Origin of the sequence: Streptomyces sp. NPDC001822 (assembly GCF_042892135.1) — a bacterium.
GTDB lineage: Bacteria > Actinomycetota > Actinomycetes > Streptomycetales > Streptomycetaceae > Streptomyces.
The window spans coordinates 200,529-215,947 of record NZ_JBIATW010000012.1 but is presented as its reverse complement, the minus strand read 5'-3'; the positions used below and the strand labels follow the sequence as shown (position 1 = coordinate 215,947).

Annotated in this window: 11 protein-coding genes; 8 read left to right on the top strand and 3 right to left on the bottom strand. The window is 71.9% G+C overall.

Features of this window, described 5'->3' with window-relative positions; all coding sequences use genetic code 11:
* Positions 1-54 precede the first annotated feature (54 nt).
* The 3 genes from ACFYY2_RS26140 to eccB all read right to left on the bottom strand — a co-directional run bounded on the left by ACFYY2_RS26140 (position 55) and on the right by eccB (position 3,456).
* The gene (locus tag ACFYY2_RS26140; protein WP_327113892.1) at positions 55-408 is read right to left on the bottom strand and encodes a hypothetical protein; all 354 of its coding nucleotides are present in this window, start codon (positions 406-408) and stop codon (positions 55-57) included.
* A gap of 211 nt (positions 409-619) precedes the next feature.
* A complete protein-coding gene (gene mycP, locus ACFYY2_RS26135) occupies positions 620-1,873 on the bottom strand; it encodes a type VII secretion-associated serine protease mycosin (RefSeq protein ID WP_388747059.1) in 1,254 nt (417 codons plus the stop codon).
* A 41-nt stretch (positions 1,874-1,914) separates the two neighbouring features.
* The gene (gene eccB / locus ACFYY2_RS26130; protein ID WP_388747056.1) at positions 1,915-3,456 is read right to left on the bottom strand and encodes a type VII secretion protein EccB; all 1,542 of its coding nucleotides are present in this window, start codon (positions 3,454-3,456) and stop codon (positions 1,915-1,917) included.
* Between the two features lie 227 nt (positions 3,457-3,683).
* Here eccB and eccE point away from each other — a divergent pair, with 227 nt between their 5' ends.
* The 8 genes from eccE to ACFYY2_RS26090 all read left to right on the top strand — a co-directional run bounded on the left by eccE (position 3,684) and on the right by ACFYY2_RS26090 (position 15,328).
* Entirely contained in the window at positions 3,684-5,033 is a 1,350-nt protein-coding gene (eccE, locus tag ACFYY2_RS26125) for a type VII secretion protein EccE (RefSeq protein WP_388747128.1), read from the top strand.
* On the top strand, positions 5,033-5,755 hold the full coding sequence (locus ACFYY2_RS26120; RefSeq protein WP_388747053.1) for a hypothetical protein: 723 nt from the start codon (positions 5,033-5,035) through the stop codon (positions 5,753-5,755). Before eccE ends, ACFYY2_RS26120 begins: the two co-directional genes overlap by 1 nt.
* Positions 5,756-6,097: 342 nt before the next feature.
* Complete coding sequence (locus ACFYY2_RS26115) at positions 6,098-9,178, top strand: SCO5717 family growth-regulating ATPase (protein WP_388747050.1); 3,081 nt, start codon at positions 6,098-6,100, stop codon at positions 9,176-9,178.
* Between the two features lie 198 nt (positions 9,179-9,376).
* Positions 9,377-11,251 (top strand): ABC transporter substrate-binding protein, encoded by a 1,875-nt coding sequence (locus tag ACFYY2_RS26110; protein ID WP_388747047.1) that lies wholly within the window; start codon positions 9,377-9,379, stop codon positions 11,249-11,251.
* A gap of 3 nt (positions 11,252-11,254) precedes the next feature.
* Positions 11,255-12,346, top strand: coding sequence for an ABC transporter permease (locus tag ACFYY2_RS26105; protein ID WP_388747044.1), 1,092 nt, complete (start codon positions 11,255-11,257; stop codon positions 12,344-12,346).
* The gene (locus ACFYY2_RS26100) at positions 12,343-13,263 is read left to right on the top strand and encodes an ABC transporter permease (RefSeq protein ID WP_388747041.1); all 921 of its coding nucleotides are present in this window, start codon (positions 12,343-12,345) and stop codon (positions 13,261-13,263) included. Before ACFYY2_RS26105 ends, ACFYY2_RS26100 begins: the two co-directional genes overlap by 4 nt.
* Positions 13,260-14,321 carry an ABC transporter ATP-binding protein gene (locus ACFYY2_RS26095; RefSeq protein WP_388747038.1) on the top strand — a complete coding sequence of 354 codons (1,062 nt, stop codon included), beginning with the start codon at positions 13,260-13,262 and terminating at the stop codon, positions 14,319-14,321. Before ACFYY2_RS26100 ends, ACFYY2_RS26095 begins: the two co-directional genes overlap by 4 nt.
* Positions 14,318-15,328, top strand: a complete 1,011-nt coding sequence (locus ACFYY2_RS26090) for an oligopeptide/dipeptide ABC transporter ATP-binding protein (RefSeq protein WP_388747035.1) — start codon at positions 14,318-14,320, stop codon at positions 15,326-15,328. The genes ACFYY2_RS26095 and ACFYY2_RS26090 overlap by 4 nt, the downstream gene beginning before the upstream one ends.
* Positions 15,329-15,419 lie beyond the last annotated feature (91 nt).

Below are 15,419 nucleotides of genomic sequence, written 5' to 3'. Positions count from 1 at the left end.
TCTGCTCCTCGGATGTCGACGTGTGCGAAGGTGGTTCTGCGGCGGCGGCCGGGCTCAGAGGTTGTTGAGTCCGGAGGTGTTCGACGAGGAAGCGGGCTCCTTCACGGCGTTGAAGGCCGCGCGGACCTCGTCGTCGTTCGCGTTGGAGAGGTTCTTCGTCTGGCCCACGCCGTCGAGGAGCACGTTCAGGAGCCGGCGGATGTCGTCGTGGTCCTCGTTGATCACGATCTGTGCGGATGTGAATCCGCCGGCGCCGACGCCGGTCCAGCCCGCACTGACGGTCGCGAGGATGTCGGCCAGCTCGCGGGACTGCTTGGACACCGCCTGCGCGGTCTCGATGATCTTGTTCTTGGCCTGGACGATCGGATCGTCGGCAAGTCCGAACCCAGAACCGGTGGGGCTGCTCATCCGGAGGTCCTATCTCTCAGTTCCCGGACCCGTCCGCAGGTCGCGGACAGGCTTGTCGCTGCACGGGGTCCCGGAAGCTCCCGGTGGCGTTCGCACACACCGGAATCGGACTCAGCCACTTCTCGTTCCCCCGTCACACACGTGAAGTCTGCTACCACCCTAGCCACTCGGCCATCTCTCCCCAACTGCGCTTTCCGGTTGGAGATCTACTTCACGGACGGCTCTCTCCACGCGAACCGCACCGTCGCCGGACATCACGGACGACCGTGGCCGTACCGGCCACGACACACACCAGGACGGCCGCCAGGGCCAGCACGTAGGTGGCGTAGCGCTCGCTGCGCTCCTGCGAGGTCTCGGACATCGACAGGTGCGCGGCGCGGGGCGCGGGAGCCTCGGGCGGCGCGGGATCCGGGTGCGCCGAGGACAGGGGGACGTCGTCCTCGTCCCCGGCGAGTGCCTGCACCGGGTCCACCACACCCCATCCGACGTAGGCGTCGTGGCCGGTGACGGAGCGTTCCGCGGTCTGCTCGATGCGGGCGACGATCTCGGCGGGCGACCACGCGGGGTACTTGGCGACGAGGAGGGCGGCGACCCCGGCCACGTAGGGCGCGGAGAAGCTGGTTCCGTTGTCCGTGCACTGGCCGTTGCCGGGGACCGTGGAGACGATGTCGACGCCCGGCGCCGCCACGCCCACGAACTCGCCCGCCTGCGAGAACGCGGCGCGTTCGTTGTTGCGGTCGGAGGAGGCGACCGCGAGGACACCGGGGAAGGCGGCCGGGTAGGTCTCCTTCATTTCGCCGTCCATGCCGTCGTTGCCCGCCGAGGCGACGACCACGATGTTCCGGGCGAGGGCTCTGGCCACGGCCCTGCCCAGCGCGGAGTCCTCGGTGAGGGGCTTGGTGGTGTCCTGGGAGATGTTGATGACCTTGGCGCCCTTGGCGATCGCGTGGTCGATCGCGGTGGCCATCGTGGTGTCCTTGCCGCTGTTCTTCTCATCGTTCTGCCGGATCGGGATGATGGTGGCCTCGGGGGCCAGGCCTACGAACCCCGTCCCCTTGCGGGGGCGGGCGGCGATGATGCCGGCGACCTTGGTGCCGTGGCCGACCTCGTCCGTGGTGCCGTCGCTGCTGCCCCCCTTGAGGAGGTTGCGCCCCGCCGAGGCGTCCACCGCCCCCTTGAGCTGCGGGTTGACGTCGTCGACCCCGGTGTCGATGACGGCGACCCGCACGCCCTTGCCCTTGGTGTCCTGCCACAGTTCGTCGAGCAGGACGCGCTGCAGCGACCAGGGCCGGCCCGCGAACTGTTCCTTCATCGGGAAGGTGCATTCACCGCTGCCGTCCAGAGCGGGGCCGACACGGTCCGCGAGCCCTCCGGTGCGGTCCGGCCCTCCGGTGGCGTACGCGGCATGGGGCGCCGCCAGCGCGGCGATGGCCGCCGTCAGCACTGCCGTCTTCCGGTACAACATCTGTTCCTCTCCCCCGAGTCCCGCGTTCGTACGGTTCGCGGCTAGGAGCCCTGGGGCTGTCGTGCGCTGTTGGTGTCGAGCCTGGGCCCCTTGGACAGGAACTCGGACCAGGCGATCGGCACGAGCGAGGGGGTCACCTTCTCGTAGCCGAGCCTGACCTGCGCCTGGCTGGCCTCGGGCCTGCCGTCCTGGGTCTTCTGGCCGCCGGTGCCGATGTCGGAGCGCTCGGCGTCGCTGTCGCCGTTCGCCTGGACCGCGTAGCGCAGTCCGGTGTCGGTCACCAGGAAGAGCGAACCGTCGGGCCGGGACTGCTCGCCGCGCACCTGCGTGTAGAGCAGGCCGCTGCCCGGCGTGACGTAGGTGCTGGTGCCCCCGGCGTTGATGGCGGCCGGGTAGGCCGTTCCCGCCCAGGTGCTCAGGGTCGTACGGCCCTTGTCGTCGACCTTGCGCAGCACGCTGCACACGGTGTCGCGGCCGCCGCCGGCCGACGAGTTGATCTGCCTGGCCCGGTGGGCGGGCCAGTGGGCGGCCTGGCCGGCGAAGGGCCGCGCGTCAGGGACGAAGTCCTGCAGGCCGACGTCCCTGGCCCTGCCCGCGAGGTTGAGCGACGCGGTCTGCGGCGAGGTGGTCAGCAGCCAGGCGGTGAACTCGGAGACCGGCTGCACCCTGCCGTCGAGGACGACGTAGTGGGCGGTGCCCTCACCCGTCGTGGTCCGCAGGACCATGCCGACCCTGTCCTCCTCCGCGGACAGCTGGCCCTTGACGCGCGCGGGCGCGCCGACCGTGCCGGGGATCTGCGGGAAGGCGACCGGACTGCCCTCGTGGAGGGTGGCAAGCCAGTCGTCGGTCACGGCCTGCGGCTTCCTGCTGCCGACCAGAGCGCTGGTCAGATGGCCGTTGTCGGCCGCCGTCTCGTCGATGCGGTACCTCGTGCCGCTCGCGTCGACGAGGTAGCGGGTCCCGTCCTGGCCCTGGACGTAGAGCACCTGGCCGCCGTCGAGCCGGTTCGCGCCGTCGGTCAGCTTGTTGTCCCGTTCGGCGAAGACGAAGGCCGCCTTCTGCACGGTGTTGCCCTTGCCGCCGGGCTGCTCGCAGACCGCCCACCGCTTGGCTCTGCCCGCGTCCTTCTCGTCCGGCAGCCGGTCGGGGGCGTACGGGATGCCGAGGATCGGACCGCGCGGGGGCTTGCCCGCGTCGAGGACGTCGTCGCTGACCTGGATGACGTCGAACTGCTGGGGCGTGAGGAGGAGCCGGGCGGAGGCGAGGTTCAGTACGGGGTGCAGCAGCGTCTTCTTCTGCTTGCCCTCACCCGTCTCCAGGACGACGTAGCGGGTGGTGGACTTCTTGCCGACGATCACCTTGGCGTACGGCTTGTCCCAGTCCTTGGGCGCGGTGGGCTTGAACATCCCCCAGGCACCGAAGCCGGCCATGATCAGCGCGCCGGCGATCAGGCTCGGGACGACGGCTCGCAGGGGACGGGGGGCGCCCTCCTCGGAACCCGTGGGCGAGGGTTGGAGGAATGCGGCCACCGTACGCTTCTTCGCAAAGGTGTACGCGTTGAGCTCGTCCCGCCGTGATGCCATGAGTGTGTCTGTCTCCCCGTGTCTCCCCGCGCGGCCCGGGAGCGTGAGCGTTCCCGCCTCCCGTGCCGGGCCCGGATGCCGGACCCTGCTGCCGGACCGGCCCCCTACTATGCCTGCTGACCGCGCGCGCCGATGGGGCGGGTAGGGTGATCCAGCCGCCGAAGCCCCGGCGGGAGCGGGGCGATCGGGTGGAGTTGGGGCCTTATGAACGGGGGAATGCCGGAATGATGGCTTCCACGACGCGGACACGTCCGGCCGGGAACACCCGGCCGTCCGGAGGGCCCGGAGCGGGCCGCCGGGGGGTCTCCGGCACCGGTCGAGGCACCTCCCCCAACGCCGGCCAGAGCCCCGGCGGAGCGGTGGCTCCGCGGCTGAACGGACGTGCCGGACAGATCGGTTCGTTCCGATTGCAACAACTCGTACTGATCGAAATCGCGGCGGCGCTACTCGTGGCGGCCTGGGTGATCGAGCCGTTGCTGCTCATGCCCGCCGGCGTCCTCGCGACGGTCCTCGTACTGCTCGCCGTGGTCCGCCGCCACCGTCGTTCACTGCCGGAGTGGCTGGGCACCGTCGTCGCCCTGCGCGCCCGCAACCGGCGTGCGGCCTCACTGACGCTCCCGGTGGGCACGGAACCCGGACTGGCGCCCGCGGTGGAGGCCGAACCGGCCCTGCGCACCTACTCGTTCAGCGACCGCGACCGGCGCCCGGTCGGGATGATCGGCGACGGCACGTACCTGTCCGCCGTGGTCCAGGTGGAGTCGGACGCCACCGCGCTGCGGCCCGACCGCTCGGCACGGCCGCTGCCCCTGGCCCTCGTGCGGGAGGTGCTGGAGGTCGACGGGATCCGGCTGGAGTCCGCGCAGATCGTCCAGCACACCCAGCCCGCTCCGGCTCCGCACCTGCCGTCGCAGTCGGTCGCTGCGCGCAACTACGCTCCGCTGCAGGCACAGACGGGATCGCCCGCGCTGCGGATCACCTGGATCGCGCTGAAGCTGGACCCCGAACTCTGCCCGGAGGCCGTGGAGGCGCGGGGCGGCGGGATCGTCGGTGCGCAGAAGTGCGCGGTGCGCGCGGCCGACCAGCTGGCCAGCCGGCTGACGGGTGCGGGTTTCCGGGCCACCGTGCTGACCGAGCAGGAGCTGACGTCGGCGATCGCGACGTCCGCGTGCGTGAGCCCGTCGGCCATGGCGCAGGCCGGCCGCACGGAGACGCCGGGCCGCCGCACTGAGGAGACCTCGCGCACCTGGCGCTGCGACGACCGGTGGCACACCAGCTACTGGGTGAGCCGTTGGCCGAACCTCGGCGGCGGAGGCGCGTCGATGCCGCAGCTGGTCGCCCTGCTCACCTCCATCCCCGCGCTCGCCACCACGTTCAGCCTGACCCTGGGGCACGCCGACCGTTCGGCGGTCTCGGTCACGGGACACCTCCGCATCACCGGGCGCAGCGACGAGGAACTCCTCACCGCCCGCCATGAACTCGAACGCACCGCGCGCGGCGTCAAGGCGTCGCTGGTCAGGCTGGACCGCGAACAGCTGCCCGGCGTGCTCGCCACTCTGCCGCTCGGGGGTACCCGCTGATGTCCGCAGGCACGAGCGCCAGGTCCCGGCTGGGTTTCGGTCTCATCGGCCCCCGGCGGGGCCGGCACACGGTGTCCTACGACGAACTGGCCGCGCTCGCCGTGCCCGTCGGGGACGACGGCACGGTCATCGGTGTGGACGCGGAGGGCCGCCCGGCGGTGCTGGGCATCAACCGGCCCACACCGTACGAGGTCACGCTCATCGGCGGGCTGTGGACCGCGCAGGTGCTGGCCCTGCGGTCGGCGGCGACGGGCGCGCGGATCGCCGTGGAGACCGGGCGCGCGCAGGCGTGGACCGGCCTCGCGCAGGCGGCGGGCGGCGGACAGCCGTGCATCGCGCTGCACGATGTGGGGCGGGTGCCCCCGCAGGGCGCGTCGGCCGGCTCACCCGTGGTCGTGGTGCGGGACTGCGGGATGCGTCCGCCCCGCGGGCGTGTGGTGGCCGGTCCCTGGCAGTCCGTGGTGACCCTGCTGCCCTATCTGAGCCCGGTGGCCCCGCGGCTGATGCAGAAGTCGGCGCTCGTGGGCGTGCAGCGCGTCTCCCCGGACGAGGCCGGGCAGATCGGACGGATCCTGCATCTGTCGGCCGCCGAGACCCAGGCACTGTCCACTCTCGCCGACGGCGTCACCCTGTGGTGTTCGGACCGGGACCGGCAGTTCGTGATGACCCAGGCCACCGACGCCGAGTCGGGGCTGCTGGGCGGCGCCCGGCGGATGGACTGAGCCGCAGCCCGCTGCGCCGTTCCCGTCGTGCGTACGCGCGGAAGGGCCTGCGCGGAACAGGCCTCATTTCGCGGGCGGATGCGCGTTTTCGACTCCTTCTCCTCAGCTGCTCCTTCACACTTGGTTCACTTGTGGCGTGACGTGACCTACTGGACAGTTCTTCCCTTGCGATACGGCCTGCCGTAGTGCGCCCTGTGGCGATTAGGGTGGTGGGTGCGCGGCAGAGGAACCTGCGGGCAGGCACTGCGCGTCGCAAGGGGGAGAGCCGGGCGGATCGCACCACGGGAACGGTCGCCCCCACCCACCACGGCACAAGGGTGCTCGACCACACCAGGAGGCAAAGTGAACGGCGATCGGGACGAGATCCGCGGGAAATGGAACACGCCCGTCGACGAGTCGTCCGACGCGGAGCCCGCAGAGATGACGGGTGAGTTCACCATCGACTACACCCCGCCCGCCTGGTACACGCAGAACGCGTCGGGTGACACCTCGGGCGGAGCGGGCTCGCACCTCGCACCGCCTCCGCCGAACGGTGCTCCGGTCTCCGTGCCGGGCCTGCCGGCCTCCGGGGGATTCGAACCGGGCTGGCCTCCGGTGCAGCCGGGACCTCCGGCCCAGTCGGTGCCTCCGGTGCAGCCGCCGCCGTCCCCCGCCTCCGCGCCCTCCGCGCCCTCCGCGCCCTCCGCCGAGCCGACGCCCCCGGCCTCCGCTTCGGCGGGGCCGACGGAGCCGCAGGCCGGGAGCGGGCCGTCCGGTGCGTTCGGGGGCGGCGACGTGGAGAGCGGCGCCACCATGCGCTTCTCTCCCGCCGCGCTGAAGCGGGAGATCGCGGAGCGTGAGGCGGCTGCGGAGGCCGCATCGGCCGTGTCCCGCTCCGGTGCCGCGGAGGGCACCGCCGAGCCCGCGGCCGTCACGCCGGAGGCCGGCTCCTCGCCCGGGACGGACGTGCCCGAGACCGCGTCCTCCGCGGCCGGACCGGCCGTTGCGGCATCACACCCGGGCGATGCCGGCACCACTGCGCTGCCGGCGGATGACGAGGAGTCCGGTGGCCGCGAAGGCTCCGGTGACTCCGGGGCCTCCGGCCCCGGCGCGGAGAAGGACGCCGTGGCCGCCGGGGCGACGGACGGCGCACCGGCGGCGGATGACGCACGGGCGGACGGCGAACCGGCAGTCGACGAACCTGCGGACGCGGTGCCGGACTCCGCACCGCAGGACACGGCACCTGCGCCCGACGGGGACGCCTCGTCACCCGTGGGCACGCCTCCGGCGGCCGACGCGCCCCAGGACGCCGTGCCGTCGGACGTACCGGCTCCGTGGTCCCCCGGGGCGCCCGCGCAGGGCGCTCTGCCGCCGCTGCCGCCCGCCTTCCAGCCCGCCGCCCCGCAGCCGGACGTGCCGCAGCCCGCGGCACAGTGGTCGGCACAGCAGCCCGATCCCGCGCGGCCCGGCGAGACGCCGGGAGGCTACGGCTTCCCTCCGCCACCCGTCGCGGCCGTCCCTCCGGCCCACCCCGCGCCTCCGTCGCCGCCGCAGCCTCCGGCCCACCCCGAAGCGCCCGCACCGCACGGCGGATACGGCTTCCCGCAGGCGCCCCCGCAGCCGGTCGCGGCCCAGGGCGCACCCCAGCTGCCTCCGGCCGCACCGCAGCACGGCGGCTACGGCTTCCCGCAGAACGCCCAGCAGCCCACCGTGCCCCCGGCGCAGGGCGGTTACGGCTTCCCCGCCCTTCAGGGTGGCTACGGCTTCCCTGCGCCGCAGCCGCCCCGGTTCCCCGCGGCGGGGCAGCAGCCGCTCCCGCCGCAGATCCCGCAGCAGCCGGCCCAGGGCACCCCGAACCTCCCCGCTCCGGCCGCGCAGCACCCACAGCAGCCCGAGGCCTACCAGCCCCAGGCCCCCGTCGACCCCCGTACCGGCTCCGCGTGGCCGACCCCGGTCACCCATGACCAGCGCGAGCGTTCCGTCCCGGGCGCCCCGCTGGGTTACACGGCCGCGGTGGAACTCTCGTCCGACCGGCTCGTCCGGGGCAAGCAGAAGGCCAAGAGCAGCCGTACACCCTCCGGCGCCTCACGCTTCAGACTGGGCGGCAAGAAGGAGGAGATCGAGCGGCAGCGCAAACTTGATCTGATCCGCACACCCGTCCTGTCCTGCTACCGGATCGCGGTCATCAGCCTCAAGGGCGGCGTAGGCAAGACGACGACCACCACCGCGCTCGGCTCGACCCTGGCCACCGAGCGGCAGGACAAGATCCTCGCCATCGACGCCAATCCGGACGCCGGCACGCTCGGCCGCCGGGTGCGCCGCGAGACCGGGGCGACGATCCGCGACCTGGTCCAGGCGATCCCGTATCTGAACTCCTACATGGACATCCGTCGTTTCACCTCGCAGGCGCCGTCCGGCCTGGAGATCATCGCCAACGACGTCGACCCGGCCGTCTCCACCACCTTCAACGACGAGGACTACCGCCGGGCGATCGACGTCCTGGGCAAGCAGTACCCGATCATCCTCACCGACTCGGGCACCGGCCTGCTCTACAGCGCGATGCGCGGGGTCCTGGACCTCGCCGACCAGCTGATCATCATCTCGACGCCGTCCGTGGACGGCGCGTCGAGCGCGTCCACCACGCTCGACTGGCTGTCGGCACACGGATACGCGGATCTGGTGCAGCGCTCCCTGACCGTCATCTCCGGTGTGCGCGAGACCGGAAAGATGATCAAGGTCGACGACATCGTGCAGCACTTCGAGACGCGCTGCCGCGGCGTCGTGGTCGTGCCGTTCGACGAGCACCTGTCGGCGGGCGCCGAGGTCGACCTCGACATGATGCGCCCGAAGACCCGCGAGGCCTACTTCAACCTGTCGGCGCTCGTGGCGGAGGACTTCCAGCGGGCCCAGCGGCAGCAGGGCCTGTGGACGTCCGACGGCAGCAGCCCGCCGCCGCAGTACGCGCCACCGATGCCGGGGCAGCAGACGCCCGGTCAGCAGGATGCCGGACAGCAGCAGTACGCGCCGCAGCGACCGCCGGGTGGCCCCTACCCCGGTCAGCAGCAGCCCGCGCAGCCGTACCCCCCTCAGCCCCACCCGGGCCAGCAGCAGCCGTATCCCGGTCAGCCCTACCCCGGTCAGCCGTATCCGCCCCAGCAGCCGTACGGGGGACAGCCGCAGTACGGACTGCAGCCGCCGCAGGCCGCCGTGCCCCAGCAGCCGTATCCGCCGCACCCCGCTCCGGGCGCCCAGCCCGGCGGATGGCAGCAGCAACCGCCGCCTCCCCAGGGGCAGCCGGGAACGGCGCCCGCCGGAGCGCCTCCGGCACCCGCGCACCCCGATGGCCAGGCACATCAGTCCGGCCAGCCCGAGCTGCGAGGCCCGGTTCCGCCGGCGGGCCGGCAGCAGTACCCTCCGCAGCCGCCTTCGGCGCCTCAGCAGTAAGGCAGTAGAGGTCTAAACCAATGAGGGCCCGCACCGTTCACCCGGTGCGGGCCCTCATCGCATTCCCGCAGCCCACACGCTGTTTGGACGACCGTTGACGCAACTCGACCGCCGCTGATAAACCTTCGCTTCACCAGCTGGCGAACCAGAGATCTGCCCGCCTTCACCATGCGAGTCATGACGCGAGGTCCACGTCCTATGGTCACAAGAGTCCCTCCACACCCGTCCCGCCCACGCGGCCGCCTGCGTGTCCTTCTCGCCTCCGGCGTGGCCGCTCTGGCCCTGGCCGCCGGGTCGGTCGTGCCCGGCAACCCGCTCGCCCCCGCCCCGCAGGAGGCGCACGCCGCCGACGGCACGTCGACGCTCACGGTCGCCGTCGCGCAGAGCGTGGACTCCCTGAGCCCGTTCCTCGCACAGCGGTTGCTCTCCACGAGCATCCACCGGCTGATGTACGACTTCCTGACGAACTACGACGCCAAGGACAACCACACGATCCCCGGGCTGGCCACCGCGTGGGAGCCGTCGGCCGACAAGCTGACGTGGACGTACACGATCCGGTCCGACTCGAAGTGGTCGGACGGCGAGAAGGCCACCGCCGAGGACGCGGCGTGGACCTTCAACAAGATGATGACCGACGAGGGCGCGGCGACCTCGAACGGCAGCTTCGTCTCCAACTTCCGGAAGGTGACGGCTCCCAGCCCGGACAAGCTGGTCATAGAGCTGAAGCAGCCTCAGGCGACGATGACGGCGCTCGACGTGCCGATCGTGCCCAAGCACGTCTGGGAGAAGGTCGGCGACTTCTCCAAGTTCAACAACGACACGAAGTTCCCGATCGTGGGGAACGGTCCGTTCATCCTGACGGACTACAAGGTCGACAGCTATGTGAAGCTCAAGGCCAACAAGGACTTCTGGCGCGGCGCGCCGAAGTTCGACGAGCTGGTCTTCCGCTACTACAAGGACCAGGACGCCGCCGTAGCCGCCCTCCGAAAGGGTGAAGTCTCCTTCGTCGCCGGCAGCCCGAGCCTGACGCCGGCCCAGGCCGCGTCCCTGAAGTCGGCCGAGAACATCAAGGTGAACGACGCCCCCGGCCGGCGCTTCTACGCCCTGGCCACCAACCCGGGCGCACGCACCAAGGACGGCAAGAAGTTCGGCGACGGGCACGCGGCCCTGCTGGACCAGAAGGTCCGGCAGGCGCTCTTCATGGCCGTGGACCGCACCACCATCATCGACAAGGTCTTCCAGGGCCACGCCATAGAGGGCGAGGGCTACATCCCGCCCCGCTACGGCTCGTACTTCTGGAAGCCGGCGGCCGGTCAGAAGCACGCCTTCGACCCGGTGAAGGCCGGGGCGCTGCTGGACGAGGCGGGCTACAAGAAGAACAGCGACGGCAAGCGGGCCGGCAAGGACGGCAAGCCGCTCGACTTCCGCATCCTGTGCCACGCCACGGACCCGAACGACAAGGCGATCGGCAAGTACCTCCAGGAGTGGTGGGGCGACCTGGGCGTCGGCCTGAAGGTCGACTGCCGCGACAACGTCTCGGACCCCTGGTACGCGGGTGAGTACGACCTCGCCTTCGACGGCTGGTCCGTCAACCCGGACCCCGACTTCGTCATGTCGATCCACACCTGCGCGGCGCTGCCGGCCAAGGCGAAGGAATCCGCCGCGACCGACAACTTCATCTGCGACAAGCAGTACGACGAGCTCTACGCGAAGCAGCTGGCCGAATACGACCCCGCCAAACGGGCCGACCTGATCAAGCAGATGGAGTCGCGGCTGTACGACACGGGGTACATGAACGTCATGGCGTACCCGAATGCCGTCGAGGCCTACCGGACCGACCAGATCAAGTCCATCACGACCATGCCGTCGGACGCGGGCAACATCTTCGGTCAGGACGGCTACTGGAGCTGGTGGTCGGCGGTCCCGGCCTCCGGCGCGTCGGGCGACTCGTCCGGCGGCGGTGGCAGCTCCACCGGAGTCCTCATCGGTGTCGGTGTCGCCGTAGTCGTCCTCGCCGGTGGCGGGCTGCTGTTCGCCATGCGTCGTCGTTCCACCGCGGAAGACCGTGAATAGTCCATGAGCACAGAAAGCACTCCCGCGCTCCTGAAGAGCGCGGCGGGCGTGGACGCTGCACAGACCGACGGTCCGGCTCCGGCCGGGCCGTCGGCCCGCAGTCCCCGCGCCCGCAGCACGACCGCCTATCTCCGCTATGCGGCGGGCAAGCTGGCCGGTGCGGCCGTCTCGCTGTTCGCCGTGCTCGTCACCAGCTTCTTCCTGTTCCGTCTGATCCCCGGCGACCCGGTCAAGCAGATGACCGGCGGCCGGCAGGTGTCGACCGAGCAGATCGCCGCGATGCGCAAGGAATTCGGCCTGGACCTGCCGCTCTGGCAGCAGTTCACCGAGTACTGCGGCAAGGCCCTGACCGGGGACTTCGGCACGTCGTACCAGTTCCACGCCCCGGTCATGGACAAGATCAGCGAGGCGTTGCCCGCGACGCTGCTGCTCACCGGCACCGCCTTCGTGATCTACACCGCGATCGGCATCTGGCTGGGTGCCAGGTCCGCCTGGCGCAACGGCTCGGCGGGCGACCGCTTCCACACCGCCTTCGCTCTGACGCTGTACTCGGTGCCCTCGTTCTGGCTCGGTCTTCTCCTGATCATCACCCTGTCGGTGGGCATCGGGCCGATCCCCGGCATGTTCCCGACCGGGGGCATGGAGTCCGGCAGCGAGACCGGCTTCGCGTACGCCGTCGACGTGGCCCACCACCTGGTGCTGCCCGTCGTCACCCTCGTCGCCGTCGAGTACGCGCGCACCCTCCTGGTGATGCGCTCCTCACTGCTCGACGAGATGGGCAGCGACTACCTGACGACGGCACGGGCGAAGGGGCTGCGCGACGACCTCGTGCGCCGCCGGCACGCCGTACCGAACGCCATGCTGCCGACGGTGACCCTGCTCTTCGTCAACCTGGGCAACACGGTGGCGGGCGCCATCCTGGTGGAGACGGTGTTCTCCTGGCCGGGCCTCGGCGGCCTCTTCTACCAGGCGCTCAGCGTGCCCGACCTGCCACTCGTGCAGGCGCTGTTCTTCGTCTTCGCCGCTGCGGTGATCCTGATGAACACGCTCGCCGATGTGCTCTATCCGCTCCTCGATCCCCGGGTGGGCCGATGACGACCACGACCGACGCCGCACCGGCCATCGGCCCGCGCGCCCTCACCTGGGCCCGCAGGCGGCAGGCGGCGGCCCGCTTCTGGCAGCAGTACCGCACCCACCGGGCCGGACTGGCGGGCCTGACCGTGCTCGGCCTGATCGCCCTGGTCGCGCTGGCCGCCCCGCTGCTGGCCGGGGCGGACTCGCAGAGCGTCACCGACGCCCCCGGCGGCCCCCTGGAGTCGCCGAGCGCCGAGTTCCCCCTCGGCACCGACCAGTTCGGGCGCAGCCTGCTCGCCCTGCTCGTGTGGGGGACGCGGGTCTCCCTGACGGTGGGTCTGCTCGCCGCCTTCCTGTCGGTGGCCATCGGGACACTGGTGGGCATCACGGCGGGCCACTTCAAGGGGTGGTACGGCAACGTCGTCATGCGGATCACCGACTGGTTCCTGGTGATGCCGACCCTGGTGCTCGCCATCGCGCTGGCGACCGTGCTCTCCCGCTCGCTCTGGACGACGATCCTCGCGATCGGCGTCACGACCTGGCCGACGACGGCACGGCTCGTGCGGGCGCAGACGCTGTCCGTGGAGTCCCGTCCGTACATCGAACGGTCCAAGGCGCTCGGCGGCGGGCACGGGCACATCATGTCCCGCCACGTGCTGCCGAACGTGATGCCCCTGGTGCTCGCGCAGACCACGCTCGTGATCTCCACCGCCATCCTCACCGAGGCGACCCTCGCCTTCCTCGGGCTCGGCGATCCGACGATCGTCTCCTGGGGCGGGCTGCTCCAGGACGCCCGCGAGGCCGGGGCGGTCAGCTCCGGGAACTGGTGGTACCTCGCTCCGCCCGGACTCGCCATCGCGGTCGTCGCCCTCGCGTTCACGCTGTGCGGCCGCACCATCGAGTCCGTGCTCAACCCCAAGCTGGGGGGTTCCCGTTGACCGCCGTGAAGACAGAGAGCGTGGAGAGGCCGGAGACCGGGCAGCCGTTGCTCGACGTCCGGAACCTGCACGTCACATACGGTTCCGGGGCCTCCGCGGTCCCCGCCGTCCGTGGCGTCGACCTGCGGGTGGAGGCGGGCCAGAAACTCGGCATCGCCGGGGAGTCCGGCTGCGGGAAGTCGACCCTGGCGCTGGCGCTGCTCCGGCTGCTTCCCCCCTCGGCGACCCTGAGCGGGGAGATCCTGCTCGACGGCGAGGACGTCCTGACCATGAAGTGGGGGCGGCTGCGCGCCGTGCGCTGGGCGGGGGCGTCGATCGTCTTCCAGGGCGCGATGCACTCGCTGAACGCCGTGCACCGCATCGGGGACCAGATCGCCGAACCCATCCTGCTGCACCGCAGGGCGACGCCCGCCGCCGCGCGCCGGCGCGCCGGTGAGCTGCTGGAACAGGTGGGCCTGCCGGCCGCCCGCGCGGACGCGTATCCGCACGAGCTGTCCGGGGGCCAGCGCCAGCGCGTCATGATCGCGATGGCACTCGCCTGCGATCCGCGGCTGGTCATCGCGGACGAGCCCACCACCGCCCTCGACGTGATGATCCAGGCCCAGATCCTGCGACTGATCGAGCAGCTCGTCAGCGAGCAGGACCTGGGGCTGATCATGATCAGTCACGACCTGGCGGTGCTCTCCGACACCTGCGACCGGCTCTCGGTGATGTACGCCGGCCGGGTGGTCGAGGAGGGCCCCGCCAAGCAGGTCTACGAGGGTGCCAGGCACCCCTACGGAAGCGCCCTGTCGGCCGCCTTCCCGCGCATCGGCGACCTCGCGTCCCGGCACGCGCCCCGTGGTCTGCCGGGTGACCCGCCGGACCCCGCGGCCCTGCCCCCGGGCTGCACGTTCCATCCGCGCTGCACGGCGGCGCTGGACTCGTGTGCCACCCAGGACCAGGAACTGCGGCCCGCCGGGCCCGCGCGCCGGGCCGCGTGCGTGCTGGTGGAGACGGACGTCACCCCGGCGCCGGCTCCGAACGCCGGCACCGAGGAAGCAAGGAGTACCTCATGACCACCACTCCCCCGGCCCCGCTGCTCAGCGCCGAGTCGCTGAAGGTGGCGTTCCCCGGCCGGCGCGGGGCGGCGACCGCGCGTGCGGTGGACGGCGTCGACCTCGACATCCGGCCCGGCGAGATCGTCGCGCTGGTAGGCGAGTCGGGCTGCGGCAAGACGACGCTGGCCCGTTCCCTCCTGGGCCTCGTCCCGCCCACCTCCGGCCGGGTCACCTTCGGCGGCGAACCCCTCGACTACCGGGGCCGGGCGCTCAAGGCGTACCGCAAGCGCGTGCAGCTGGTGCTCCAGGACCCGAGCGGCTCGCTCAACCCGCGCCACACGGTCTACGACGCGGTGGCGGAGGGCCTGCGCATCCACGGTCACGCGGGCGACGAGCGGGCCGCGGTGGCGGATGCGCTGTCACGGGCCGGGCTGCGGCCCCCGGAGCGGTTCTTCCTCCGCTTCCCGCACGAGCTGTCGGGCGGTCAGCGGCAGCGTGTCGTGATCGCGGGCGCCCTGGTCCTGGAGCCCGAGCTCATCGTCGCGGACGAGCCGGTCGCCTCGCTGGACGCCTCCGTGCGGGGCGAGATCCTGGCGCTGCTGCTGCGGCTGCGGGACGAGCTGGGTCTTTCGGCGCTGGTGGTGACGCACGACCTGGGACTGGCCTGGAACATCGCGGACCGGGTCGCGGTGATGTATCTCGGCCGGATCGTGGAGACGGGCGAGGTGGAGCAGATCCTCACGGCCCCCCGGCATCCGTACACCCAGGCGCTGCTGTCCGTGCTCCCGGAGGCGGACGGCGAGCCGGTCATCCTGACGGGCGAACCGCCGGACCCCTCGAAGGTCCCGTCCGGCTGCCGCTTCCACGCCCGCTGCCACGTCCTCGCCTCGGGCGAGGCGGAGCGGGCCGGGGTCGCGGACGCGTGCCGCACGAAGGACCTGCCGGTGCTGGAGGGCGACGGCCGGACCGGCGTGGCCTGCCACTGGGCGGCGGCCCGGGCCGCCGAGGCACCCGCGGCGACCTGAACACCGTCCTGACACGGCTCCGGGCCCGGCACGCCATGTGCCGGGCCCGGAGCCGTGCCGCACGGTCCGCCGGAGTGCCCCGGCCGCCCGT